Source organism: Streptomyces sp. NPDC048411 (assembly GCF_040704695.1).
GTDB lineage: Bacteria > Actinomycetota > Actinomycetes > Streptomycetales > Streptomycetaceae > Streptomyces.
In genome coordinates this window covers 1-23,534 of the sequence record NZ_JBEZKL010000083.1, presented here as the reverse complement: position 1 = coordinate 23,534, position 23,534 = coordinate 1, and the positions used below count along the sequence as shown (strand labels likewise).

Below are 23,534 nucleotides of genomic sequence, written 5' to 3'. Positions count from 1 at the left end.
GAGTTCTGTAACACATCCCTCAAAGGTGTTTTCTCGGGCGATACGGTCACCACCATGTCTGTCGACACCGTCTCCATGACCGGCTGGGGCCGTACCGCCCCGACGACCGCCCTGCGGTTCCGTCCCCGTACGTACGAGGAGGCGGCGGACGCGGTGCGCGGCTGCGGGCCCCGTGGTTCCATCGCGCGCGGTCTGGGCCGGGCGTACGGCGACGCGGCACAGAACGCGGGCGGCTCCGTCCTCGACATGACCGCGCTGAACCGGATCCGCACCATCGACGCCGCCACCGGTCTGGTGGTGTGCGACGCGGGCGTGAGCCTGCACCGGCTGATGGAAGTACTGCTACCGCTCGGCTGGTTCGTGCCGGTGACTCCCGGAACCCGTTACGTCACCGTGGGCGGAGCGATCGGCGCCGACATCCACGGCAGGAACCATCACGTCTCCGGCTCCTTCTCCCGCCACGTACAGGACATGGAGCTGCTGACCGCCGACGGCGGGATCCGTACGGTCCGGCCCGGCACCGCTCTCTTCGACGCGACCGCGGGCGGCATGGGACTGACCGGGGTGATCCTCTCGGCCACGCTCCGGTTCCAGCCCGTCGCGACGTCACTGATGTCGGTCACCACCGAACGGGCTGTCGATCTGGACGACTTGATGGCCCGGCTCACCGGCTCCGACCACCGCTACCGCTACTCGGCCGCCTGGATCGACCTCCTCGCCCGAGGCAGGGCGACCGGGCGTTCCGTACTCACCCGAGGGGAGCACGCGCCCCTGCATGTGCTCCCGACGCGCGCCCGGCGCACACCGCTCACGTTCCGCCCGGGACAGCTGCCCGTCGCGCCCGCGTTCGTACCGGACGGACTGCTCGGACGCACCTCTGTCGCCCTCTTCAACGAGCTCCGGTACCGCAGAGCCCCCACGTACCGCGTCGGCGAACTCCAGAAGCTGTCCACGTTCTTCCACCCGCTGGACGGCGTACCGCACTGGAACCGGGTGTACGGCCGCAGCGGCTTCGTGCAGTACCAGTTCGTCGTCGGATACGGGCAGGAGGAGGCGCTGCGCCGGATCGTGCGCCGCATCTCGCGGCGGCGCTGCCCGTCGTTCCTGGCCGCGCTCAAACGGTTCGGGAACGGCGATCCGGGCTGGCTGTCGTTCCCGATGCCCGGCTGGACGCTCGCCCTCGATCTGCCGGCCACGCTGCCGGACCTGGCCCGCCTCCTCGACGAGCTGGACGAGGAGGTCGCGACGGCCGGTGGCCGCGTCTACCTGGCGAAGGATTCCCGGCTCCGCCCCGAGACGCTGGCCGCGATGTATCCGCGGCTGCCCGAGTTCCGGGCGCTGCGCGCCGAACTGGACCCGGACGGGGCGTTCCGTTCGGACCTCTCCCGCCGCCTCGGCCTCTGAGCCCGCGCACTGCCCGCTCCCTCTCCCCCGCCACCCCCGCTAGGAGTGTTTCCGTGAAGGACGCCTTCGGTGCCCCGCAGTCCCTGCTCGTCCTCGGTGGGACATCGGCGATCGGGCTCGCCACCGCGCGTCGGCTGATCGCCCGCCGCACCCGCACGGTCTGGCTGGCCGGACGCCCGTCCCCCGCGCTGGAATCGGCCGCGGCCGAACTGCGGGAACTGGGTGCCTACGTCCGTACCGTCGCCTTCGATGCCCTCGACTCCGAGTCCCACGAGACCACTCTCGGCAAGATCTTCACCGAGGGCGACATCGACATGGTGCTGCTCGCGTTCGGCGTCCTCGGGGACCAGGGACGCGACGAGGAGGAACCGCTCTCCGCGGTCCGGGTCGCCCAGACCAACTACACCGGCGCTGTCTCCGCCGGACTGGTGTGCGCCGGCGCACTCCAGGCGCAGGGGCATGGATCGCTGGTGGCCCTGTCCTCGGTGGCGGGTGAGCGTGCCCGGCGCGCCGACTTCATCTACGGGTCGAGCAAGGCGGGCCTGGACGCGTTCGCCCAGGGGCTGGGGGACGCGCTGCACGGCACGGGGGTGCATGTGATGGTCGTACGCCCCGGCTTCGTACGGTCGAAGATGACGGCGGGGATGCCGGAGGCACCGCTCGCGACGACCCCGGACGCGGTCGCGGTGGCGATCGTGACGGGACTGCGGCGGCGCTCGGAGACGGTGTGGGTGCCGGGGGCGCTGCGGGTGGTGATGTCGGCGCTTCGGCACGTGCCGCGACCGCTCTTCCGGCGCCTGCCGGTCTGAGCGCAGCGCTTACGGTTCCCTGTCGCAGGGCAGGCCGTTACGGCCTCAGGGCTGCAGGGACGGCTCGTCCACGGAGCTGCCGCCCTGCGCGGGCACGGCGGGCGCGCCGCTCTCGGCCCCGAACGGGAACTCGTTGATCTTGCGCCAGACGGCGTCCGGGCCCTGTTCGTACAGCGCGAAGGAATCGCAGGTCCAGGACGCCTCGTAGTCGGCGAGCTCCTCGTACGCCCGGTCCATCGCCTGCTCGGGGATGTCGTGCGCCACGGTCACATGCGGGTGGTACGGGAACTGCAGCTCGCGCATCAGCGGGCCGGACGCGTCCCGCACCCGCTTCTGCAGCCAGGAGCAGGCAGACGCACCCTCGACGACCTGGACGAAGACCACAGGCGACAGGGGACGGAAGGTCCCCGTGCCGGACAGCCGCATCGGGAAGGGACGGCCGCCTGTCGCGATCTCGGCGAGATGCCGCTCGATCGCGGGCAGGTCGGCCGCCTCCGCCTCGGTCGGCGGGAGAAGCGTGACGTGGGTGGGAATGCCGAATGCGGCAGGGTCCCCGAAGCTCGCGCGCCGCTCCTGGAGCAGGCTGCCGTAGGGCTCCGGGACCGCGATCGAAACGCCGAGCGTAACGGTCCCCACGTCGTTCTCCTCACTCTTCGAAGTCGGTGACCGGCGTGCCGCCGTCACCGCGATCGGTGGCTGGTTTCAGGCCGTCACCGGGCTTGGTCTCCTGTCGCCAGTGTGCCCAGTGTGCAGCCTGGAGCCGTCATCTCGCCAGGGTCCTCGGACTCAGTGCTTCGCGGGCAGAAAGCCCATCCGGTCATACGTCCGGGCCAAGGTCTCGGCGGCTACCGCCCGGGCCTTCTCCGCCCCCTTGGCCAGGATCGAGTCCAGCGTCTCGGGGTCGTCGAGATATTCCTCGGTACGGGTCCGGAAAGGTGTGACGAACTCGACCATGACCTCGGCGAGGTCGGTCTTCAACGCACCGTAGCCCTTGCCCTCGTACTTCTGTTCCAGATCCGCGATACCCGTGCCGGTGAGGGTGGAGTAGATGGTCAGGAGGTTGCTGACACCTGGCTTGTTCTCGACGTCGTACCGGATGACCGTGTCGGTGTCGGTGACCGCGCTCTTGACCTTCTTGGCCGTGGTCTTCGGCTCGTCGAGCAGGTTGATCAGGCCCTTCGGCGTGGACGCCGACTTGCTCATCTTGATCGACGGGTCCTGCAGGTCGTAGATCTTCGCCGTCTCCTTGAGGATGTACGGCGCCGGGATCGTGAACGTGTCGCCGAACCGGCCGTTGAAACGCTCGGCGAGGTCGCGGGTGAGCTCGATGTGCTGGCGCTGGTCCTCGCCGACCGGGACCTGGTGGGCCTGGTAGAGCAGGATGTCCGCGACCTGGAGGATCGGGTATGTGAAGAGGCCGACGGTCGCCCGGTCGGCGCCCTGCTTGGCGGACTTGTCCTTGAACTGCGTCATCCGGGAGGCCTCGCCGAAACCGGTGAGGCAGTTCATGACCCAGCCGAGCTGGGCGTGCTCCGGGACATGGCTCTGGACGAAGAGCGTGCAGCGCTCGGGATCGAGACCGGCGGCCAGCAGCTGGGCGGCGGCGAGCCGGGTGTTCGCACGCAACTCCACGGGATCCTGCGGAACGGTGATCGCGTGCAGGTCCACCACCATGTAGAAGGCGTCGTGGGACTCCTGCAGCGCCACCCACTGGCGGACCGCACCGAGGTAGTTGCCGAGGTGGAACGAGCCTGCGGTGGGCTGGATTCCGGAGAGCACGCGGGGGCGTTCAGAGGCCATAGGACTCATTGTCTCAGGTACGGAACCAATCTCCGGCAGCCGGTGTATGAAAGGTGTGAGGACGCAGGAGGGGGCCCTGCAGAGGGGTCGGGAGGGGGGCCGCGCCGTCGAGGACGGGGGTGCGGACCGCGCTCTCGGGCGTGCCGGAAGGCAGGCCGAGGCGCGGGCCGAACAGCGGACCGGGACTCGTGCCGGGGCGCCGGAAGGGGCGCCGGCAGAGGACGAGGCCGCGGTGATCGCTCGTGTGCGCGCCGGAGAGGCGGAGGCATACGCGCAGCTGGTGCGCGCCCACACGGGCGTCGCGCTGAGGGCTGCGGTCGCCTTCGGAGCGGGGGCAGAGGCGGAGGATGTGGTGCAGTCCGCGTTCTTCAAGGCGTATCAGTCGCTCGGTCGATTCCGGGAAGGCGCGGCATTCCGGCCGTGGCTGCTGCGGATCGTCGTGAATGAGACGAGGAACACACTCCGGTCGGCGGGTCGGGCGCGTGCGGTGGCCGGGCGCGAGGCGGTGCTGCGGGGCGCCGAGCCGGTGATACCGGAGTCGGCGGATCCGGCGGTGGCGGCGCTCGCGGAGGAACGGCGGACGCTGCTGACAGCAGCGCTCGACGAGCTGAGCGAGGAGCATCGGCAGGTCGTCACCTACCGATACCTGCTGGAGATGGACGAGGCGGAGACGGCGCGGACCCTGGGCTGGCCGCGGGGGACGGTGAAGTCCCGGCTGAACCGTGCACTGAAGAAGCTGGAGAAGAAGCTCGGGACCGGGGTGGGAGGGGGTGACGTGGGGTGACGGGTGCGAATGATCCGGACCGGGCGCGCTTGCGGGCGGAGCTGCTGGCGCTGGGGCACGGGATGGAGGTCCCCGAGCCGGAGGGCGGCGGGCTGACGATGGCCGAGCGGGTGCTGGCGCAGATCGTCGCCGAAGCGGTCCCGGTGCCCGTGCCGGTACCCCCGGGGCGGCTGGAGCGGGCCGGGGTGTGGGCCCGTCGGCGGGCCCGGCTGCTGGCCGCGGCGCTCTCGGGGCTCCTGGCCGTGCTGGTGCTGACGCCTCCGGTACGGGCGACGGTCGCCGACTGGTTCGACTTCGGCGGGGTGGACGTGCGGTACGACCCGTCCTTGCCGGTCCCCGAGCAGCCGGGAGCACCGGTGCCGGGCTGCGGCACCCCGGTGACGACGGCGGAAGCGGCGCGGCGGTCGGGCTTCCGGCCGGTCGTGCCCGGGGCGCTCGGCGCGCCGGACGCGGTGTCCGTGTCGGGGCTGCCGGAGGGCCGGTGGATGGTCACGCTGTGCTGGCAGGAGGAAGGGCGGACGATACGGCTCGACGAGTTCGCGGCGCCGCTGGATCCGTCCTTCATCAAGCAGGTGCGGGAACAGCCGGAGTGGCTGAAGGTGGCCGACGGCCGCGGCGGCGCGGTGGACGGCCTCTGGTTCGCGAGACCGCATGTGCTGCAGTTCGGCATGGTCGACGGGGACGGCGTGCGGTGGTCACGGTCCCAGCGGACGGCTGGACCGACTCTGTTGTGGGTGAAGGCCGGGCGGCTGACTCTGCGGCTGGAGGGCGTGGCCTCGCGGGAGCGGGCTCGTTCGGTCGCCGGTTCCGCGCTCTGACGGTGCGGAAAACCGGTCGCCCGGGAGGGGAACCTGCGGGGCTCGGGCGGTGTACCAGAGGTGACACGGTACGGGCGGTCCGTACCGGACAGCGCAAGGGGGACGTCATGCGAAAGCCAGGAGGCCGGCTCGCGGAACACCAGCCAGGCGTTCGATCCACCCGGCGGCCGGTGGGCCGCTTCCGGTTTCTGCGACGGCTGGCCGTGTCGGCGGCGGCGGTGTGTGGGCTGAGCCTCTGTCTCGCTCCGGGTGCGGCGGCGGGCGGGCCGACGACGGTGCTGGTCGCCTCACCGGACAGCGGGAAGGCGACCGCGCTCTCCGTCTCGGATCCGAGGTACACCAAGCTGGAGGCGCTGCTGGGCCCAGCGGGCGAAGGCGGAAAGGAGCGGCCCCAGAGCCTGGACGGGGCGGTGGGGACGCGGCAGATCAATGTGACCTGGATGGTCCACGACCTGGAGCCGATGCGGACCGACCGCGTCTTCCCGGGAGACGATCCGGACACGGTCTGGATACACACGGCCTCCGAAGTTCCCTATACCTACCGCGGGTACTGGCACCGGGCGACGAAGCCGGCGGAACTGGTCGCGCTGTTCAAGCAGCTCGGGCTGCTGGGGAAGAAGAACAGCGAGGAGGCGTACGCGGCGCTGTTCCCGCAGCCGTGGGAGGACAGCGGGCAGTCCGCCCCGCAGGACCGCGCCGCAGGCCCCGCACCGGCGCCGTGGCCCGCCGCCTCCGCGTCCGCCGCCCCGGCGGCGGCCGGGGCCTCCGGCTCGTCCGACCGCTTCAACGGTGTGTGGTGGGCCGTACCCGGACTGGTGGCAGGGGCAGCGCTCGCCCTGGCCCTGCGGCCACTGGCGGCCCGTCGAGGTGTCGGCGGAAGCGGGGGCGAGGGCCGCGGCCGGGAGACCGGTCCACGTCAGGAACTCCTCGACCTCTGACTGCGCAAACGCATGGGCGCGCCATGGATTGAAGGTTTCCTCCCCGAGGATCCGACCGACGATACAAAGTGGGCGTTACCCGAGCCCGACGCCGCACGACGAACGGAGATCCCGTGTCGACCACGGAAACTGCCATCGCCTCCGCCGAGGCGCACAGCGCGCACAACTACCATCCGCTTCCGGTCGTCGTCGCCTCGGCGGACGGCGCCTGGATGACCGACGTCGAGGGTCGGCGGTATCTCGACATGCTCGCGGGCTATTCGGCGCTCAACTTCGGCCATGGCAACCGGCGTCTGATCGAGGCCGCCAAGGCGCAGCTGGACCGGGTGACCCTGACCTCGCGCGCCTTCCATCACGACCGGTTCGCCGATTTCTGCACGCAGCTCGCCGAGTTGTGCGGCATGGAGATGGTGCTGCCGATGAACACGGGGGCGGAGGCCGTGGAGACGGCGGTGAAGACCGCCCGCAAGTGGGGCTACCGGGTCAAGGACATCCCGGACGGCATGGCGAAGATCATCGTCGCCGCGAACAACTTCCACGGCCGGACGACGACCATCATCAGCTTTTCCACGGACCAGGAGGCTCGGGCGGACTTCGGACCGTACACACCGGGGTTCGAGATCGTGCCGTACGGGGACCTCACCGCGCTCCGTGCGGCGATGACCGAGAACACCGTGGCGGTGCTGATGGAGCCGATCCAGGGCGAGGCCGGGGTGCTGGTGCCGCCGCCCGGCTATCTCCCCGGGGTGCGCGAGCTGACCCGAGAGCGGAATGTGCTGTTCATCGCGGACGAGATCCAGTCGGGGCTGGGCCGGACGGGCAAGACCTTCGCCTGTGAGCACGAGGACGTCGTGCCGGACATGTACGTGCTCGGCAAGGCGCTGGGCGGCGGCGTGGTACCGGTGTCGGCCGTCGTCTCGTCGGCCGAGGTGCTGGGGGTCTACCGGCCCGGTGAACACGGTTCGACGTTCGGTGGAAATCCGCTCGCCTGCGCGGTCGCACTGGAAGTCATCGCGATGCTGCGTACCGGTGAATTCCAGCAGCGGGCCAAGGAGTTGGGCGACCACCTCCATCAGGAGCTGGGGCTGCTCGTGGGCGGCGGCGCCGTGGAGGCGGTGCGGGGGCGCGGGCTGTGGGCGGGCGTGGACATCGTCCCGAGCCGCGGCACGGGCCGGGAGATCTCCGAGAAGCTGATGAACCGCCGGGTGCTGGTCAAGGACACCCACGGTTCGACGATCCGGATCGCCCCGCCCCTGGTGATCAGCAAGGAGGACCTGGACTGGGGCCTGGAGCAACTCCGGGAGGTGCTGCGCGGCTGACGGGACGCGCGTGTCGCCCACAGCCGGTGCCCGGAGCAAGCCCGGCCGGCAGGCGCACCGGGAGGGGCACTCGTGCCCCTCCTAGAGGATGACGTGGGGCAGGAAGCGGGCGTACTCGTCCGTGACCAGCCCCGCCGATTCCCGGATACCGAGACCCGCCGCCTCGTCCTCGACGACCCAGGCACCGAGCACCACCCGATTGCCGTCGAAGTCCGGCAGAGGCGCCAACTCCTGGTAGCAGCACGGCTCGTCCCGTGTCACCGCGGGGCTTCCCGGTCCATGGATCGTGACACCGGCACTCTCACGGCCGAGCAACGGCTTGGCGACATAGCCACGGCCGCCCTTCCCGTCCGCGGCCAGTTCGCGGGGGCCGTCCAGATAGGAGGGCAGCAGATTCGGGTGGCCCGGAAAGAGCTCCCAGAGGATGGCCAGCAGCGCCTTGTTGGAGAGCAGCATCTTCCAGGCGGGCTCGATCCAGCAGGTGGTGCCGGTTCCGCCCCCGTTGTCGAGGGTGTCCAGGACATGCGGGCCGAAGCGGTCGGTCGCCAGCCACTCCCACGGGTACAGCTTGAAGCAGCTACGGATGAAGCGGAGCCGGTCGTCGACGAACCGCCCGGTGAGCCGGTCCCAGCCGATCTGTTCGACGGAGAGTGCCTCGGTGTCGATCCCGGCCTGCTCGGCGGTCTCGCGCAGATACGCGACCGTCATCAGGTCCTCGCCCAGTTCGTCTCCTTCGGAGTGGGCGAAGTGCAGCGGCCCCGGCGGCAGCAGTGCGGCCTGCCGCTTCCATGCGGCGACGAGACGCTCATGAAGGGAGTTCCACTGGTCGGCGTCCGGGAATCGGTCCTCCATCCAGAACCACTGGGCGCTGGCCGCCTCCACGAGCGAGGTGGGGGTGTCGGCGTTGTACTCCAGCATCTTCGCCGGGCCGGTCCCGTCGTAGCGCAGGTCGAACCGGCCGTACAGGGAAGGCAGTTCGGCGTGGCGTTGCCAGGATTCGGTGATCAGGGCGGCCAGTCGGCGGTCGGTGATGCCGAGCTCGGCGAAGCGGTCCCGGTCGACCATGTGCGCCGCGGCGGCCAGACACATGGTGTGCAGTTCCTCGACGACGTCCTCCAACGCCTCGACCTCGGGCAGCGAGAAGACGTAGTAGGCACTCTCGTCCCAGTACGGGCGCAGGGATCCGTCCGGGTAGCGGGTCAGCGGGTCAGCGGGTAGACGATCCCCTGCTCTTCGACCGTCTCCTGCCAGCCGGGGCGCGGTTGCGCGGTGCGGCGTTCCATGACCGGTCAGCCGCCGCTCGTACCGGAGCAGCCGAAGCCGCCGCGGTCGACGGCGGACTTGTCGAAACTGCCGCCCTGAACGGTGCCGCCCTTGGAGGTGCCGCCGTAGTAGTAGTCGCCCTTGCCGTTGCTGTTCTTGCACTCGTAGTTCGGCAGCTTGGAGTGGGTGACCGGGTCCACGCACCGTTTGTCCGGCTCCGAACCACAGGACGTGATCGCCGCCGCGAGAACGCCCATGGAACCGAGCACCACTGTGCTCGACCTCAACCTGCGCTTGGCCATTTTCGGTCTCCCCCGTTGTCCGGTTCACACCATAGGAACGTTCGCCAGATTAGAGGGCTGCTGCTTTCGGCCGGAACCACCCACGTAGAGTCCCCATGTGCTCCTTGGGATGATCTGCGCGCTCGGATCCGCGGTCTGTTTCGGTACGGCCTCCGTCCTCCAGGCCGTGGCCGCGCGGGCGGCCGCCGGGCCGGGGTCCGGTGCGGGGGTCGATCCGGCGTTGTTGCTGCGCGCCGTGCGGCAGTGGCGTTACATGGCCGGACTCGCCCTCGACGGCTGTGGTTTCGTCCTCCAGATCGTCGCCCTGCGCTCCCTGCCCATCTATGCGGTGGGCGCCGCCCTCGCCGCAAGTCTCGCGGTGACGGCCGTGGTCGCCGCGCACCTGCTGCACGTGCGGCTGAGCCGTACCGAGTGGGCCGCCGTCGGCGTGGTCTGTGCGGGTCTCGCCATGCTGGGGCTCGCCGCCGGCGGCGAGGGCGACCTGACCGGCTCGACCGCGCTGCGCTGGTCGATGCTCGGTGTCGCACTGGGTGTCCTGGTGATCGGCGCGGCGGCCGGGCGGCTGCCGGAGAAGTCGCGCGCACTGGTGCTGGGGCTGGGGGCAGGGTGCGGTTTCGGGGTGGTCGAGGTCACTGTGCGGCTGATCGACGACGTCTCGCCGTCGGCGCTGGTCGCCAACCCGGCGACGTATGCGCTGCTGTTGGGCGGAGGTGCGGCGTTCCTGCTGCTCACGTCCGCGCTGCAGCGGGGCTCGGTGACGACGGCGACGGCCGGCATGGTGATCGGCGAGACGATCGGTCCGGCGCTGGTGGGCGTCGTCTGGCTCGGGGACCGCACGCGGGAGGGTCTCGGCTGGCTGGCGGTCACCGGGTTCGCGGTGGCGGTGGTGGGCGCGCTGGCGCTGACCCGGTTCGGCGAGGCTCCGGCGGACATCACCGAGCCGGCCGTCCCGGGCGCGCGGTAGCGCGTACCGCACCGGTGCGGTCCTCCCACACCCCTACGGGAGCACCCGGCACAGCGCCTCCAGGGTTCCCGCCCAGGCGCTGTCGGTCGGCGCCCCGTAGCTGATGACCAGGGCGTCGCTGCCCGCCTCCGCGTCCGTGTGCCGGAAGCGGTCAAGACCCTGCAGTGCCAGGCCCTGCCAGGCGGCGGCCTGGATCACCGCTCGCTCGGTGCCCTCCGGGAGTTCGACCACGGCGTGCAGACCCGCGGCGATCCCGCTGACCCGGAGCGCGGGAGCACGTTCGGCGAGCGCCGCGACGAGCTGGTCGCGGCGGCGCCGGTAGCGCAGCCGCATGGAGCGCACATGGCGGTCGTAGGCGCCGGACTCGATGAACTCCGCGAGCGTCAGCTGGTCCAGCGTGCTCGACACCCAGTCGACCTGACCCTTGGCCTCGGCCACCGCCCCCACCAGCCCGCGCGGCAGCACCATCCAGGCCAGCCGCAGCCCGGGCGCCAGGGACTTGCTGGACGTCCCCAGGTAGACGACCCGTTCCGGGTCGAGGCCCTGGAGGGCGCCGACCGGCAGCCGGTCGTAGCGGAACTCCCCGTCGTAGTCGTCCTCCAGGATCAGTCCGCCCGTGCCCCGCGCCCAGTCGACCGCTGCGGCCCGCCGGTCCGGATGGAGCGGGACCCCCGTGGGGAACTGGTGCGCGGGCGTCATCAGGACCGCGCCCACCCCACGCATCCCGGCCAGTTCCCCGGTCCGGGAGCCGAGTCCGTCGAGCGGCAGGCAGGGAGTGCGCAGTCCGGCATCAGCGAGCAGCTGCCAGTGCATGTCCAGTCCGTACGACTCGACGGCCACCTCGCGCACCCGCCGCTGCCGCAGCACCTTCCCCATCAGCATCAGGCCATGGACGAAGCCGGAACAGATCACGATCCGCTCCGGGTCCGCGTACACGCCGCGCGCCCGCGCCAGATAGCCGGCCAGTACGGTGCGCAGCTCGATGCGTCCTCGCGGATCGCCGTACCCGAAGGCGTCGTTGGGCGCGGCGGTCAGGGCACGCCGGGCCGCCTTGAGCCAGTCGGAGCGCGGGAACGTGGAGAGATCCGGCGAGCCGGGCATCAGGCTGTACGTGGGCCGTCGGCGCACCGGCCTGGAGCGCGGCGTCGTCGTGGCCACCGGGCGCGGTTCGGTCCGCTGTGCGACCCTCGTACCGGAGCCCTGCCGGGCGGTGAGCCACCCCTCGGCGACCAGTTCGGCGTAGGCGTCGGCGACGGTGTTCCGGGCGATACCCAGGTCCGCGGCGAGCGTCCGGGAGGACGGCAGCCGGGTACCGGGTGCCAGCCGCCCGGTCCGTGCGGCCTCCCGCAGCGCGTCCATCAGCCCGGCCCGCAGCCCTGCCGCACCGGTCGGGTCGATGTGCAGGTCGGCTCCGAAAGTGGCCCAGGAATCCGTCATGAAAATGGACCATACCCGTGCGCCATCCACCCCGTAGCGTCGTATCCATGACCACGAACGAGCACTCCCACTCGAACTCCGGCCACGCCCCCGAGCACAGCGCCCGCCTGCACTGGGCCCAGCTCGCCCCCGATGTCTACAAGGCCATGGTCCGGCTGGACGTCGCGTCCCGGAAGGGCCTCGACCCGGTCCTCGTCGAACTGGTGAAGGTCCGCGCCTCGCAGCTGAACCACTGTGCGTTCTGCCTCGACATGCACACCAAGGACGCGCTCGCGGCGGGCGAGTCCGTCGAACGGATCATTCAGCTCAGCGCGTGGGAGGAGTCGCAGCACTTCTACACGGAGAAGGAGATCGCGGCGATCGAGCTGACAGAGGCCGTGACGGTCCTCACCGACGGTTTCGTGCCGGACGAGGTGTACGAGAAGGCCGCGAAGCACTTCGAGGAGGCCGAGCTCGCCCAGCTGATCGCCGCCATCACGGTGATCAACGCCTGGAACCGGTTCGGTGTGACCACCCGGATGGTCCCGGGCCACTACACCCCGGGCGACAGCAAGCACTGACCCTGATCCGGCAGATCCGGTCCGGGCCGCGATCCGGACCGTCAGCCCACCCCACCCCAGGAGCCCCGCGATGACTGTGTCCGTTCTCCGCGCGCTGCACCACGGCCGCACCCCCGGCGACCCGCTGGTCCTCCCCGGCCCGTGGGACGCCGCGAGCGCCCGTGTCTTCGCCGACGCGGGCTTTCCGGCGCTGGCCACCCCGAGCGCCGGGGTCGCGGCCTCGCTCGGGTACGAGGACGGGGCGACGCCCGCCGCCGAGATGTTCGCGGCCGTCGCCCGGATCGTGCGCGCCGTCCCGGCCGCCGTCCCCGTCTCGGCGGACATCGAGGCGGGTTACGGGCTGGCGCCGGAGGAACTCGTGGAACGCCTCCTCGACACCGGAGCCGTCGGCTGCAATCTGGAGGACTCGGCCGACGGCACCCTCGTCGATGCCCAGCGGCAGGCGGACCGGCTGGCGGAGGTACGGGCGGTCGCGGGCGACCGGCTCTTCGTCAACGCCCGCATCGACACATACATCCACGGCGTCCCCGACGGCACGGACCAGGAGGCGGAGACGGTTCGCCGCGCCCTGCTGTACGTGGCGGCGGGCGCGGACTGCGTCTACCCGATCGCGGCCCCGCCCGAGGCCCTGCCCCGGCTGGCTGCCGCCATCCCGGGCCCGCTCAACGCCCTCGCCCGGGCCGGCGGCCCCACCCCGCGCGAGCTCGGCGGGCTGGGCGCCACTCGGATCACCTTCGGCCCGAGACTCCAGCGCCTGGCCATGGCGGCCGTACGCGAGATCGCGGACGAGCTGCGGAAGGGGTAGGCGCCGCGGCGCGGTGCGCGGTCGTCGCCGCCGAAGGCCCTCGGTGGCGACGCGGCCGCCCCCGGCAGCGACTGCTGCCGGGGGCGGTGGTGTACGCCTCGGAGGGCGTAACGGATCAGATCAGGCCGAGCTCGCGGACCGCGTCGCGCTCCTCGGTGAGCTCCTGCACGGACGCGTCGATGCGCGCACGGGAGAACTCGTTGATGTCCAGGCCCTGGACGATCTCGTACTTGCCGTCCTTCGTGGTGACCGGGAAGGACGAGATGAGACCCTCCGGCACACCGTAGGAGCCGTCCGACGGGATACCCATCGAGGTCCAGTCGCCGGCGGCGGTGCCGTTGACCCAGGTGTACACGTGGTCGATGGCGGCGTTGGCGGCCGAGGCGGCCGAGGACGCGCCACGGGCCTCGATGATCGCGGCGCCGCGCTTGGCGACGGTCGGGATGAAGGTGTCGGCCAGCCACGCCTCGTCGTTGACGATCTCCGCGGCGTTCTTGCCGGCGATCTCCGCGTGGAAGATGTCCGGGTACTGGGTCGCCGAGTGGTTGCCCCAGATCGTCAGCTTCTTGATGTCGGAGACGGCGGCACCGGTCTTGGCGGCCAGCTGCGAGATCGCGCGGTTGTGGTCCAGGCGGGTCATCGCGGTGAAGCGCTCGGCCGGTACGTCCGGGGCGGCGGCCTGCGCGATGAGCGCGTTGGTGTTGGCCGGGTTGCCGACGACGAGGACCTTGATGTCGTCCGCGGCGTTGTCGTTGATGGCCTTGCCCTGCGGCTTGAAGATGCCGCCGTTGGCGGAGAGCAGGTCGCCGCGCTCCATGCCCTTCGTGCGCGGGCGGGCGCCGACGAGCAGGGCGACGTTCGCACCGGCGAAGCCGACGTTGGCGTCGTCCGTGATCTCGATGTTGCGCAACAGCGGGAAGGCGCAGTCGTCGAGCTCCATCGCGGTGCCCTCGGCGGCCTTCAGCCCCTGCGGGATCTCCAGGAGGCGCAGGTTGACCGGCACGTCCGGGCCGAGCAGGTGGCCGGAGGCGATGCGGAAGAGCAGCGCGTAGCCGATCTGGCCGGCTGCGCCGGTCACGGTGACATTCACGGGAGTGCGGGTCATGGCGATCTCCGTTAGACAGCTGGCGGTGGGGGTCCCTGCCCCTGGTGCTGGATATCCCCTGAATCTTGATGTGAAGAGATATCCAGCGTTCAGGCTATCCGACCCGGGACCTCCGGGCCGCCCGCCCCCCTGTGGCACCGCACACAGCCGGTCACTCACCGCTCACCGCGCCCCGCCCGTTCTCACTCGGCGGCGGCGGTGGTGCACCGTTCCTGGGCAGTGAGCAGGAGTGAGTCCCGGCTCACCGGCACGCCTCGAACGGTCTTGGGCGCACTGGTCCTCCGCTTTCACGTCCCGGGCGGCGACGCACATCACGTATGCGCTCCGTCCCGGGCGGGCGGAATCCCTACGACCTGGCCATATAGGTGTGGCCAAGGCGACGGGGAGGCCCCGAACCATCTCGCTGGTGATACGGGAGCCCCGACTGCTGACACCACACCCGGCGTCCCAGATCGCGCCGAGAACGTTACGCACACCCCGCCGGGCATACCCGCAGCTCGTCGCGCCGTTCACCCAATCGAGTTCATGTTCGCCAAAACCATGTGCCTGCCCAGCAGTTATGAACCCCTTCGTGCCGGAGGCGAGGGTCGCGCACGCCTTGGCGTCGGCGGCCTTCTTCATGGCGACCATTGGGGTGTACGCGTCCGCGCCGGCGTCGACGACGGGGCGGCCGGGGCCTTCCCGCCCTTGTCGTCGCCGCCCGGGTCGGTCAGGAGTACCGCCGCGGCCAGCACCAGCAGTGCGCCCACCACACCGGTGAGCACCAGGGTCAGCCTGCGGCGGTCGGCCGGCTGCGGCGCCCGTGGCGCGTTCCCACGCTGGATCGGTACGGATGGCGGGCGCCCCCCGCCGCCCGCACCCGCGCCCTCGTCCACGGCCGTGCCGGTGGTCCGGCCGCCGAAGCGGCGGCTCCTGTCGTCGCCCAACGGGTTCGGCCCGAACTCGCCGAGCGCCGCGCGCGCCTGCGCGACCCGGATGTCTTCCATCGTCAGGCCGTGGCGCATCTCGGAGCGGCTCCAGGCCCGCTCCGCCAACTCCCACATGGTGGCCAGATGTGCCTGGTCGGTGCCCGTGACCTCGGCCAGAGCGACGATCGCCCCCTCAGGGGCGAGCAACCGCCCGTTCAAGTAACGCTCCCACGACGTCTTGCTGTAGCCCGTGCGGTCGGCCACCGCTGCGACACTCAGCCCGCTGTGGTCGATGAGCCTGCGCAGCTGGCCCGCAAACTCCCTCACCTGCGGATCGAGTTCATCCGGTAATGCCTTCCAACGAGGCATTGTTCCCCCTCCGTTCCCCCGAACGTGCCTGGCGTGCCCCGCTCTTCCGTCGCCCTGTCGTTCCCCCTGCCCCGATACGGCGGTCCACCGTTCCGGACTACCCAGAAGGATGCCCAAAGGCAGGCTGCCAGTTGCGGGAGAGATGGCGCACGGTGGCGTTCGAGGGATCGGCGCGCACCCTCGCGCGCCCCCCTTCCGTGGCGCTCCGCCACGCCGGACCGCCACCGTCGCGCAGCGATCACACCATGGCGGAATGGTCACTTCCGTGCCACAGGCCTCCGGCACCCCTTGATCCCTGACGCCCCGTCGACAAAGCTGACGTCCGGCCGGGGCAAGGCCGCTCAAGTCGCCACGTTCCGGGGGCATCTGCGCTCCGGTGGACTCCGGCCTCGGGTGTCCGTCCCTTCTCGGGGGAGGGGACGGACACCACAGATCGGCGTGTGGGCAGTCGGCGCGAGGCCGTCAGAGCGACGCGATCTCCTTCTGCAGGTTCACGTCGAGCACGTTCAGGAACTCCCCCGTGGTCAGCCACGGGGCGTCCGCGGAGATCAGCCGCGCCAGATCCTTGGTCATCCGACCGCCTTCCACGGTCTCGACGCAGACCCGCTCCAGCGCTTCGGCGAACGCGACCACCTCCGGTGTGCCGTCCAGCCTGCCGCGGTGGGCGAGTCCGCGGGTCCAGGCGAAGATCGACGCGATCGGGTTGGTCGACGTCACCTCGCCGCGCTCGTGCCGGCGGTAGTGACGGGTGACCGAGCCGTGCGCGGCCTCCGTCTCGACGGTCCTGCCGTCGGGGGAGGTCAGGACCGAGGTCATCAGGCCGAGCGAGCCGAAACCCTGCGCGACGACGTCGGACTGGACGTCGCCGTCGTAGTTCTTGCACGCCCAGACGTAGCCGCCCTCCCACTTGAGCGCGGAGGCGACCATGTCGTCGATCAGGCGGTGCTCGTAGGTGAGACCTGCCTTCGCGAAGTCCGCGCGGAACTCGGTGTCGAAGACCTCCTGGAAGATGTCCTTGAAGCGGCCGTCATACGTCTTGAGGACGGTGTTCTTCGTCGACATGTACACGGGGTAGGCGCGCGCCAGTCCGTAGCGCAGCGAGGCACGCGCGAAGTCGCGGATCGCCTCGTCGTGGTTGTACATCGACAGCGCGACACCGGCACCCGGGTACTCGTGGACCTCGACCTCGACGGGATCGGAGCCGTCCTTCGGCGTGTAGGTCATGGTGAGGGTCCCCGGGCCCGGGATGTTCAGTTCGGTGGCGCGGGACTGGTCACCGAAGGCGTGCCGTCCGACGACAACGGGCTTGGTCCAGCCCGGGACGAGCCGTGGCACGTTCTGCATGATGACCGGCTCGCGGAAGACGACGCCGCCGAGGATGTTGCGGATGGTGGCGTTCGGCGAGCGGTACATCGCCTTGAGCCCGAACTCCTCGACCCGCTCCCTGTCCGGCGTGATCGTGGCGCACTTGATGCCGACGCCGTACTTCTTGATGGCGTGGGCGGCGTCGACCGTCACCCGGTCGTCGGTGGCGTCCCGGTGCTCGATGCCCAGGTCGAAGTACTTCAGCTCGATATCGAGGTACGGAAGGATCAGCCGGTCCTTGATGAAGGACCAGATGATGCGGGTCATCTCGTCGCCGTCGAGCTCGACGACGGGGCTGGCTACCTTGATCTTGACCATGGAGCGGACACATCCCTCTCACGCTTCGACTGCCGGTTATCTCGATGCCAAGATACTCGATGTCGAGATACATGGTGGCGGTTTTGCCCTGCACAAAACCGCGGCCCCCTCGCACCTGTCGGGTGCGAGGGGGCCGCGGCGGGGCCGCACGGGCGGCGGTGTCAGCGGATCGTGAACCGGACCACGTGCTCCAGGAAGGGGAGGTCGAGCCATGGCTTGGGCTGCGCCACGAGGGCGAGCATCACGATCAGGACGCCCAGGAGTCCATACGTCACCAGGTCGGTGAAGCGGGAACGGACCGCGAGCATGCCCACCGAGGGGACGACACAGCGCAGCACGGCGCCCCCGATGAGGGCCGCGCCGATCAGTATCGTGCCGATCCGGAAGGCCTCCGTGAAGGGGTTCAAGGCGACGATCAGCAGTCCGGTCCCGGCCGTGCAGAGCACGGCCAGCAGCGGCCACTGACGGGCCGGGGCGGGCGCGTCACCCGACGCGGCCCGGCCACCACCCTCGGGGCGGGCGGTGTCCCGGGTGAACGACGGGAACCGTCGCGATCCACGCGGACCGCCACCGGGCGCGGGGGCGGAGACGGCGTCGTCCGGGCCCCGGTCCGAGCCGTTGTCGCCGGAGCCCTCGCCCTCGGCTCCGCTGCCCGGCTCGCGGCCGTCGGAGCCGCGCGCACCGCTGTCGGAGTCGCCACCCGCGCCGGCCTCCGCGCCGCGAGCCACGTCGTCCCGCGGACCTGGGGCCGAGCCCGCATCGGAACCGGAAGCCGCGCCCGCGTCCGCGCCGGAAGCGTCCTCCGGCCCGGTTCCCGAGTCGCCGTCCCGCCGCACGTCGGCGCCCCGGGCCGGCTGGGCACGGTCGTCGGCCGCCGCCCCGCCGGAGGCCTCCACCGCGGTCACTTCCTCATCCGGCGGCGCCGGAATCGTCCGGCCCGCCGCGGCGGCCGGATCGGCCGGACTCGTACCAGCACCCATGGGGTTCCTTCCGGATCAGGTCAGCATCAGGTCAGCCGGAAGACGCGGCAGCCGCGTCGCGCTCGGCCGCCTCGACCACGTTGACGAGCAGCTGGGCGCGGGTCATCGGGCCCACACCGCCCGGGTTCGGGGAGATCCACGCGGCGACCTCGGCCACACCGGGGTGCACATCGCCGACGATCTTGCCGTGCTCGTCCCGGCTGACGCCGACGTCGAGCACGGCAGCGCCCGGCTTCACGTCCTCGGGCTTGATGATGTGCGGGACACCCGCGGCGGCGACGATGATGTCGGCCTGCTTGAGCTGGGCGGAGAGGTCACGCGTACCGGTGTGGCACTGGGTGACGGTGGCGTTCTCGGACTTACGGGTCAGCAGCAGCGGGATCGAGCGGCCGATGGTGACACCGCGGCCGACGACCACGACGTGCGCCCCGTTGATCTCCACACCGTGGTGGCGGAGCAGCTGGACGACGCCCTGCGGGGTGCACGGCAGCGGACCCGTCTCGTTCAGTACGAGGCGGCCGAGGTTCATCGGGTGCAGACCGTCGGCGTCCTTGGCCGGATCCATCAGTTCCAGGACCCGGTTGGTGTCGATGCCCTTGGGAAGGGGAAGCTGCACGATGTAACCCGTGCAGTCGGGGTTCGCGTTGAGTTCCCGTACGACGTCCTCGATCTCCTCCTGGGTGGCGGTGTCGGGGAGTTCGCGCTGGATTGAGCCGATGCCGACCTGCGCGCAGTCGCGGTGCTTGCCGTTCACGTACCACCGGCTGCCCGGGTCGTCCCCGACGAGCAGGGTTCCCAGGCCAGGGGTGATGCCCTGCGCCTTGAGGGCCGCCACGCGGGCGGTCAGATCGGACTTGATCGCGGCTGCGGTGGCCTTGCCATCGAGAATCTGGGCAGTCATGGTGTCCATCCTCGCGGATGACCCCGCCCGCATACCAATTCTGGGTGCCGCCGGTGGCCATCAGGTTGCGCTTGGACAACACATTCGGCTACTGACTGGACAAAAAGCCGATGTCAAGACCACGATGAGCCGCGCAGCACCGTGGGCAGTGTCGGGGGGACAGGCCGTTCTGATTGTGCACCGTTCCTCCGCGCGGACCGCGTCGTCCCCGCACATTTTTCGACGGAGGAATTTCGCCATGAGCAACGGCGACCCGAACAACCCCTATGGCCAGCCGCAGGGTGGGCAGCCGGGCTACGGCTACCCCCAGCAGGCCCCGCAGGGCGTGCCGCAGCAGGGTTACGGCTACCCGCAGGCCCCGCCCGTCCAGCCCGGTTACGGCTTCCCTGGTGTGCCCACCGAGATGCCGGGCGGCGTTAAGGCGGCCCGGGTCATGCTCTACGTGATCACTGGCCTGCAGGTCATCGGCGCGGTCATCTTCGCGATCGCCGCTGCGGCCGTGAGCGCCGCCAAGAACGACGCGACGCTCAAGGACGACGTTCAGTTCCAGCAGCTTGCCGACTACTCCGGCAATGCCCTGTGGGGCATCGTGGCCTTCGCGGTGCTGTGGGGCGTCCTTGCCGTGTTCCTGGCCGTGAAGTTCGGCAAGGGGACCAACGGCATCCGCATCACAGCGATCGTCTTCGGTGCGATCACCGCGATTCTCGGTATCTACCCGTTCGTCATCTTCGGTCTCGTCCACACGGTTCTCGCCGTGCTGATCATCGTCTTCGTCGCGAGGGCCGACGGTAACGCCTGGTTCAACCGCCAGCAGCAGCCGCAGTACTGATCCGGCCGCGGGCCTGCCGGCCCGCCGTCGCGGCACCGGAATCACACGAAGGCCGTACCCCCGCACGTGAGTGGGGGTACGGCCTTCGGCCGTTCTGCCGGGTCAGTGGAAGAAGTGCCGGGTACCCGTGAAGTACATCGTCACGCCCGCCTTCCTCGCGGCCTCGACGACCAGCTCGTCACGGACCGAACCGCCGGGCTGGGCCACGGCCTTGATGCCGGCCGCGGTCAGGATCTCCAGGCCGTCCGGGAACGGGAAGAACGCGTCCGAGGCGGCGTACGCGCCGCGCGCCCGCTCCTCACCCGCCCGCTCGACGGCGAGCTTCGCGGAGTCGACGCGGTTGACCTGGCCCATGCCGACGCCGACCGAGGCGCCGCCCTTGGCGAGCAGGATCGCGTTGGACTTGACCGCGCGGCAGGCCTTCCACGCGAAGGCGAGCTCGGCGAGCTCGTCCTCGGAGAGCGCCTCACCGGTGGCGAGGGTCCAGTTGGCCGGGTTGTCGCCGTCGGCCTGGAGCCGGTCGGTGACCTGGAGCAGCGCGCCGCCGTCGATCGGCTTGAGCTCGACCGCGGAGCTCGGGGCGTCGGGGCAGCGCAGCACGCGGATGTTCTTCTTGCGGGCAAGGATCTCGACCGCGCCGTCCTCGTACGCCGGGGCGACGATGACCTCGGTGAAGATCTCCGCGACCTGCTCGGCCATGGCGACGGTCACCGGACGGTTGGTGGCGATGACCCCGCCGAACGCCGACAGCGGGTCGCAGGCGTGCGCGTTGCGGTGCGCCTCGGCGATGTCGTCGGCGATCGCGATGCCGCACGGGTTGGCGTGCTTGATGATCGCGACGCACGGCTCGGCGTGGTCGTACGCGGCACGGCGCGCGGCGTCCGTGTCCGTGTAGTTGTTGTACGACATCTCCTTGCCGTGCAGCTGCTCCGCCTCGGCCAGGCCACCGGAGCCGGAGGTGTACAGCGCGGCGGGCTGGTGCGGGTTCTCGCCGTACCGCAGGACGTTGCTGCGCTCGTACGTCGCACCGAGGAAGTCGGGGAAGCCCGAGTCGTCGGCGGCTGCGTAGTCGTCCGCGAACCAGGAGGCGACGGCCACGTCGTACGCGGCGGTGTGCTGGAACGCCTCGGCGGCGAGCCGCTTGCGGGCGGTCAGGTCGAAGCCACCCGCCTTGACCGCGGCGAGGACGTCGGCGTACCGCTCGGGGCTGGTGACGACGGCCACGGACGGGTGGTTCTTGGCGGCGGCGCGGACCATCGACGGGCCGCCGATGTCGATCTGCTCCACGCACTCGTCGGCGGAGGCGCCGGAGGCGACGGTCTCCTTGAACGGGTACAGGTTGACGACGACGAGGTCGAAGGGCTCGACACCCAGCTCGGCGAGCTGCTCGCGGTGGGCGTCCAGGCGCAGGTCGGCGAGGATGCCGGCGTGGACGCGCGGGTGCAGCGTCTTCACGCGGCCGTCGAGGCACTCGGGGAAGCCGGTGAGCTCCTCGACCTTGGTGACCGGCACACCGGCAGCGGCGATCTTCCCGGCGGTCGAACCGGTGGAGACGAGCTCGACGCCCGCCTCGTGAAGACCTCGGGCGAGGTCTTCGAGCCCCGTCTTGTCGTAGACACTGACCAGGGCGCGACGGATGGGCTTATTCACCGACATGACCGAGATGAACCTTTCGTCCCTCAATGCGATAGCCGTTACGGGCGAGCCGCCCCACGACCTCGACGAGCAGCTTGCGCTCGACTTCCTTGATGCGTTCGTGGAGAGCGGCTTCGCCCTCCGGCGTGTCCTCTTCGGTCACCTCGACCGCGCCCTGCGCGATGATCGGACCGGTGTCGACACCGTCGTCGACGAAGTGAACGGTGCACCCGGTGACCTTCGCGCCGTACGCGAGTGCGTCACGCACCCCGTGGGCACCGGGAAAGCTGGGGAGCAGGGCGGGGTGGGTGTTGACGAACCGGCCGCCGAACTCGGCGAGGAACCGCTTGCCCACGATCTTCATGAAGCCCGCGGACACCACGAGGTCCGGGTGGTGCGCTGCGGTGGCCGCGGCGAGCGCCGCGTCCCACTCCTCGCGGGTGGCGTAGTCCTTGACCTTGCAGACGAAGGTCGGCAGCCCCGCGCGCTCCGCCCGTTCCAGACCCACGATGTTGTCGCGGTCGGCGCCGACCGCGACGACCTGGGCGCCGAAGCCCGCAGGGTCGTCATCGATCGCGTCGAGCAGGGCCTGGAGGTTCGTACCCGAGCCGGAGACCAGCACGACCAGGCGGGCCGGGGCGGCGGAGGAGGGCGGGGAGGCCACGGCTGGGCCCTTTCTCGCGTGGTGAAGCCTCGCGTGGTGAAGCAGAGCGACGCTATTTGTACGGTCGTACGAAAGAATCGCCCCCCTCGATACGGGGAACTCTACGAAGGAGTCGACCGTCAGCAACGATACCGGCACATCGGGGGACCCCCACGGGACGGGGGTGAGGGGCCGGATCGAAGAGAGGAGGGGGCCGGGCGGAAGGCACGGGCCGCCGCGGCCGCGCTCCCCGCTTTCGGCCCCTGATGGCCGGGAGGTAGCGTCAGGGGACAGCGAACCGTCCGCAGGGCGGAAATGACGAGATGGGGAAGACGTTCACCATATGCCGGACCGACGCCGCCGCACCGCCTTCCGCCTCCCGCTGCCCGAGCGGTCCTCAGTGCTGCTGAGGGAACGCCGGCCCCCCACGGACTCCTCCTCTTCCCCGGACAAGGACGACAACCCGTTCGCCGCACCGCCGGAGAACCGCCCCGACCAGCCGTGGCAGCCCCGCCACCCGTCGAACGGCGGGACCGGCGGAGAGGGCAACGGGAGCGGAAACGGCGACGGGGCACCCGAGAACGGCTCCTCCGACGACCGCCCCGTCTGGGGCAGCCAGTGGAGCAGCCGGCAGCCGGGACGCCAGAGCGGCGGCTTCGGTGGCCGTCCCGGCGGCCAGGGCGGACCGAACGGCCGGGGCGGACCCGAGAACACCCCCGGCGGACTGCGCTGGGACCCGACCGACCCCGCCCAGCGCCGCGCCCGCTACGCGCTGCTCTCCGGCATGTGGGCCTTCTTCTTCGCGATCTTCGATTTCCCGGAGATCGCCCTGCTGCTCGGCACGCTGGCCGTGTACTGGTCGATCAGCTCACTGCGCGCCAAGCCCAAGAGCGCGACGGCGGCGGACGGCACCGCCGCCGGTTCTTCCGGTACGGGCTCCGCTGCGACAGGCGCCCCGGCCTCCGGACCCGGTGCACCGTATGCGCAGATCCAGGGCAGGCCGCAGACGACGGCCGCGGTCAGCGGGCTCGTCACGGCGCTGCTGGCGCTGTCGATCGTCGCGATGACGTTCACGATGCAGCTGGTCTACCGCGACTACTACACCTGCGTGAACGACGCGCTCACCAAGTCCGGGCAGCTGGCCTGCAACGATCTCCTGCCGAAGCCGCTGGAGCCGTTCTTCGGCGTCAAGAACTAGCGTTTTCCCCCGGCGCACTCGTCGGCCCGGCCTCCGAAGGCCGCGGCCACCGCGAGTACGGCACCCTCAGCAACCGCGGC

General features: G+C 70.7%; 22 protein-coding genes and 1 pseudogene. 11 read left to right on the top strand and 12 right to left on the bottom strand.

Annotation, left to right across the window (positions count from 1 at the left end; translation table 11 throughout):
• Positions 1-54 precede the first annotated feature (54 nt).
• Together AB0915_RS25610 and AB0915_RS25605 are read left to right on the top strand one after the other, a co-directional pair.
• Positions 55-1,404 (top strand): FAD-binding oxidoreductase, encoded by a 1,350-nt coding sequence (locus AB0915_RS25610; protein WP_366693302.1) that lies wholly within the window; start codon positions 55-57, stop codon positions 1,402-1,404.
• A gap of 53 nt (positions 1,405-1,457) precedes the next feature.
• Positions 1,458-2,213 (top strand): decaprenylphospho-beta-D-erythro-pentofuranosid-2-ulose 2-reductase, encoded by a 756-nt coding sequence (locus AB0915_RS25605; RefSeq protein WP_366693301.1) that lies wholly within the window; start codon positions 1,458-1,460, stop codon positions 2,211-2,213.
• Positions 2,214-2,258: 45 nt separating this feature from the next.
• Here the strand turns inward: AB0915_RS25605 and AB0915_RS25600 are convergent, their stop codons facing one another.
• Complete coding sequence (locus AB0915_RS25600) at positions 2,259-2,849, bottom strand: 2'-5' RNA ligase family protein (RefSeq protein WP_366135639.1); 591 nt, start codon at positions 2,847-2,849, stop codon at positions 2,259-2,261.
• Between the two features lie 150 nt (positions 2,850-2,999).
• The gene (gene trpS, locus AB0915_RS25595) at positions 3,000-4,013 is read right to left on the bottom strand and encodes a tryptophan--tRNA ligase (RefSeq protein ID WP_366693300.1); all 1,014 of its coding nucleotides are present in this window, start codon (positions 4,011-4,013) and stop codon (positions 3,000-3,002) included.
• A 46-nt stretch (positions 4,014-4,059) separates the two neighbouring features.
• Here trpS and AB0915_RS25590 point away from each other — a divergent pair, with 46 nt between their 5' ends.
• The 4 genes from AB0915_RS25590 (at position 4,060) to rocD (ending at position 7,872) form a co-directional block, all read left to right on the top strand.
• A complete protein-coding gene (locus AB0915_RS25590; protein ID WP_366693299.1) occupies positions 4,060-4,797 on the top strand; it encodes a sigma-70 family RNA polymerase sigma factor in 738 nt (245 codons plus the stop codon).
• Positions 4,794-5,615: a hypothetical protein gene (locus tag AB0915_RS25585; protein WP_366693298.1), complete on the top strand. Its 822-nt coding sequence runs from the start codon at positions 4,794-4,796 to the stop codon at positions 5,613-5,615. The genes AB0915_RS25590 and AB0915_RS25585 overlap by 4 nt, the downstream gene beginning before the upstream one ends.
• A 107-nt stretch (positions 5,616-5,722) precedes the next feature.
• A complete protein-coding gene (locus tag AB0915_RS25580) occupies positions 5,723-6,553 on the top strand; it encodes a hypothetical protein (RefSeq protein ID WP_366693297.1) in 831 nt (276 codons plus the stop codon).
• 113 nt (positions 6,554-6,666) lie between these two features.
• Positions 6,667-7,872, top strand: coding sequence for an ornithine--oxo-acid transaminase (rocD, locus tag AB0915_RS25575; RefSeq protein ID WP_366693296.1), 1,206 nt, complete (start codon positions 6,667-6,669; stop codon positions 7,870-7,872).
• 81 nt (positions 7,873-7,953) lie between these two features.
• Here the strand turns inward: rocD and AB0915_RS25570 are convergent.
• Positions 7,954-9,155: pseudogene (locus AB0915_RS25570) on the bottom strand (glutathionylspermidine synthase family protein).
• A gap of 6 nt (positions 9,156-9,161) precedes the next feature.
• Positions 9,162-9,437, bottom strand: coding sequence for a hypothetical protein (locus AB0915_RS25565; RefSeq protein ID WP_366693295.1), 276 nt, complete (start codon positions 9,435-9,437; stop codon positions 9,162-9,164).
• Positions 9,438-9,546: 109 nt separating this feature from the next.
• On the opposite strand from AB0915_RS25565, the gene AB0915_RS25560 reads away from it, so the two are divergent.
• Positions 9,547-10,401, top strand: coding sequence for a hypothetical protein (locus tag AB0915_RS25560; RefSeq protein WP_366693311.1), 855 nt, complete (start codon positions 9,547-9,549; stop codon positions 10,399-10,401).
• Positions 10,402-10,434: 33 nt separating this feature from the next.
• Here the strand turns inward: AB0915_RS25560 and AB0915_RS25555 are convergent, their stop codons facing one another.
• The gene (locus tag AB0915_RS25555) at positions 10,435-11,838 is read right to left on the bottom strand and encodes a PLP-dependent aminotransferase family protein (protein ID WP_366693294.1); all 1,404 of its coding nucleotides are present in this window, start codon (positions 11,836-11,838) and stop codon (positions 10,435-10,437) included.
• Between the two features lie 47 nt (positions 11,839-11,885).
• On the opposite strand from AB0915_RS25555, the gene AB0915_RS25550 reads away from it, so the two are divergent.
• Together AB0915_RS25550 and AB0915_RS25545 are read left to right on the top strand one after the other, a co-directional pair.
• Positions 11,886-12,398, top strand: a complete 513-nt coding sequence (locus tag AB0915_RS25550; RefSeq protein WP_366693293.1) for a carboxymuconolactone decarboxylase family protein — start codon at positions 11,886-11,888, stop codon at positions 12,396-12,398.
• Positions 12,399-12,468: 70 nt separating this feature from the next.
• A complete protein-coding gene (locus AB0915_RS25545; RefSeq protein ID WP_366693292.1) occupies positions 12,469-13,203 on the top strand; it encodes an isocitrate lyase/phosphoenolpyruvate mutase family protein in 735 nt (244 codons plus the stop codon).
• A 115-nt stretch (positions 13,204-13,318) separates the two neighbouring features.
• Here the strand turns inward: AB0915_RS25545 and AB0915_RS25540 are convergent, their stop codons facing one another.
• The 5 genes from AB0915_RS25540 to AB0915_RS25520 all read right to left on the bottom strand — a co-directional run bounded on the left by AB0915_RS25540 (position 13,319) and on the right by AB0915_RS25520 (position 19,149).
• Positions 13,319-14,308 (bottom strand): malate dehydrogenase, encoded by a 990-nt coding sequence (locus tag AB0915_RS25540; RefSeq protein WP_358863140.1) that lies wholly within the window; start codon positions 14,306-14,308, stop codon positions 13,319-13,321.
• Positions 14,309-14,925: 617 nt separating this feature from the next.
• On the bottom strand, positions 14,926-15,543 hold the full coding sequence (locus AB0915_RS25535; protein ID WP_366693291.1) for a helix-turn-helix transcriptional regulator: 618 nt from the start codon (positions 15,541-15,543) through the stop codon (positions 14,926-14,928).
• A gap of 504 nt (positions 15,544-16,047) precedes the next feature.
• A complete protein-coding gene (locus AB0915_RS25530; protein WP_366693290.1) occupies positions 16,048-17,268 on the bottom strand; it encodes an NADP-dependent isocitrate dehydrogenase in 1,221 nt (406 codons plus the stop codon).
• A 161-nt stretch (positions 17,269-17,429) separates the two neighbouring features.
• A complete protein-coding gene (locus AB0915_RS25525) occupies positions 17,430-18,248 on the bottom strand; it encodes a DUF3017 domain-containing protein (protein WP_366693289.1) in 819 nt (272 codons plus the stop codon).
• Between the two features lie 31 nt (positions 18,249-18,279).
• Positions 18,280-19,149, bottom strand: coding sequence for a bifunctional methylenetetrahydrofolate dehydrogenase/methenyltetrahydrofolate cyclohydrolase (locus AB0915_RS25520; RefSeq protein WP_366693288.1), 870 nt, complete (start codon positions 19,147-19,149; stop codon positions 18,280-18,282).
• 238 nt (positions 19,150-19,387) lie between these two features.
• Between AB0915_RS25520 and AB0915_RS25515 the strand changes: the two genes are divergently transcribed.
• On the top strand, positions 19,388-19,978 hold the full coding sequence (locus AB0915_RS25515; protein ID WP_366693287.1) for a hypothetical protein: 591 nt from the start codon (positions 19,388-19,390) through the stop codon (positions 19,976-19,978).
• A gap of 102 nt (positions 19,979-20,080) precedes the next feature.
• Here the strand turns inward: AB0915_RS25515 and purH are convergent, their stop codons facing one another.
• Entirely contained in the window at positions 20,081-21,634 is a 1,554-nt protein-coding gene (purH, locus tag AB0915_RS25510) for a bifunctional phosphoribosylaminoimidazolecarboxamide formyltransferase/IMP cyclohydrolase (protein WP_366693286.1), read from the bottom strand.
• On the bottom strand, positions 21,621-22,277 hold the full coding sequence (purN, locus tag AB0915_RS25505) for a phosphoribosylglycinamide formyltransferase (RefSeq protein WP_366693285.1): 657 nt from the start codon (positions 22,275-22,277) through the stop codon (positions 21,621-21,623). Before purN ends, purH begins: the two co-directional genes overlap by 14 nt.
• Before the next feature lie 322 nt (positions 22,278-22,599).
• Here purN and AB0915_RS25500 point away from each other — a divergent pair, with 322 nt between their 5' ends.
• Positions 22,600-23,454 (top strand): hypothetical protein, encoded by an 855-nt coding sequence (locus AB0915_RS25500; protein ID WP_366693284.1) that lies wholly within the window; start codon positions 22,600-22,602, stop codon positions 23,452-23,454.
• Positions 23,455-23,534 lie beyond the last annotated feature (80 nt).

What these genes read in the sequence shown, in the direction of transcription:
- AB0915_RS25515 (WP_366693287.1), top strand. Translation starts at nt 19,388, where the DNA reads ATGAGCAACGGCGACCCGAACAACCCCTATGGCCAGCCGCAGGGTGGG.
- trpS (WP_366693300.1), bottom strand. Translation starts at nt 4,013, where the DNA reads ATGGCCTCTGAACGCCCCCGCGTGCTCTCCGGAATCCAGCCCACCGCA.
- AB0915_RS25565 (WP_366693295.1), bottom strand. Translation starts at nt 9,437, where the DNA reads ATGGCCAAGCGCAGGTTGAGGTCGAGCACAGTGGTGCTCGGTTCCATG.
- AB0915_RS25500 (WP_366693284.1), top strand. Translation starts at nt 22,600, where the DNA reads ATGCCGGACCGACGCCGCCGCACCGCCTTCCGCCTCCCGCTGCCCGAG.
- purH (WP_366693286.1), bottom strand. Translation starts at nt 21,634, where the DNA reads ATGTCGGTGAATAAGCCCATCCGTCGCGCCCTGGTCAGTGTCTACGAC.
- AB0915_RS25520 (WP_366693288.1), bottom strand. Translation starts at nt 19,149, where the DNA reads ATGACTGCCCAGATTCTCGATGGCAAGGCCACCGCAGCCGCGATCAAG.
- AB0915_RS25550 (WP_366693293.1), top strand. Translation starts at nt 11,886, where the DNA reads ATGACCACGAACGAGCACTCCCACTCGAACTCCGGCCACGCCCCCGAG.
- AB0915_RS25530 (WP_366693290.1), bottom strand. Translation starts at nt 17,268, where the DNA reads ATGGTCAAGATCAAGGTAGCCAGCCCCGTCGTCGAGCTCGACGGCGAC.
- AB0915_RS25540 (WP_358863140.1), bottom strand. Translation starts at nt 14,308, where the DNA reads ATGACCCGCACTCCCGTGAATGTCACCGTGACCGGCGCAGCCGGCCAG.
- AB0915_RS25610 (WP_366693302.1), top strand. Translation starts at nt 55, where the DNA reads ATGTCTGTCGACACCGTCTCCATGACCGGCTGGGGCCGTACCGCCCCG.
- AB0915_RS25560 (WP_366693311.1), top strand. Translation starts at nt 9,547, where the DNA reads ATGATCTGCGCGCTCGGATCCGCGGTCTGTTTCGGTACGGCCTCCGTC.
- AB0915_RS25555 (WP_366693294.1), bottom strand. Translation starts at nt 11,838, where the DNA reads ATGACGGATTCCTGGGCCACTTTCGGAGCCGACCTGCACATCGACCCG.
- AB0915_RS25525 (WP_366693289.1), bottom strand. Translation starts at nt 18,248, where the DNA reads ATGGGTGCTGGTACGAGTCCGGCCGATCCGGCCGCCGCGGCGGGCCGG.
- AB0915_RS25545 (WP_366693292.1), top strand. Translation starts at nt 12,469, where the DNA reads ATGACTGTGTCCGTTCTCCGCGCGCTGCACCACGGCCGCACCCCCGGC.
- AB0915_RS25580 (WP_366693297.1), top strand. Translation starts at nt 5,723, where the DNA reads ATGCGAAAGCCAGGAGGCCGGCTCGCGGAACACCAGCCAGGCGTTCGA.
- AB0915_RS25590 (WP_366693299.1), top strand. Translation starts at nt 4,060, where the DNA reads ATGAAAGGTGTGAGGACGCAGGAGGGGGCCCTGCAGAGGGGTCGGGAG.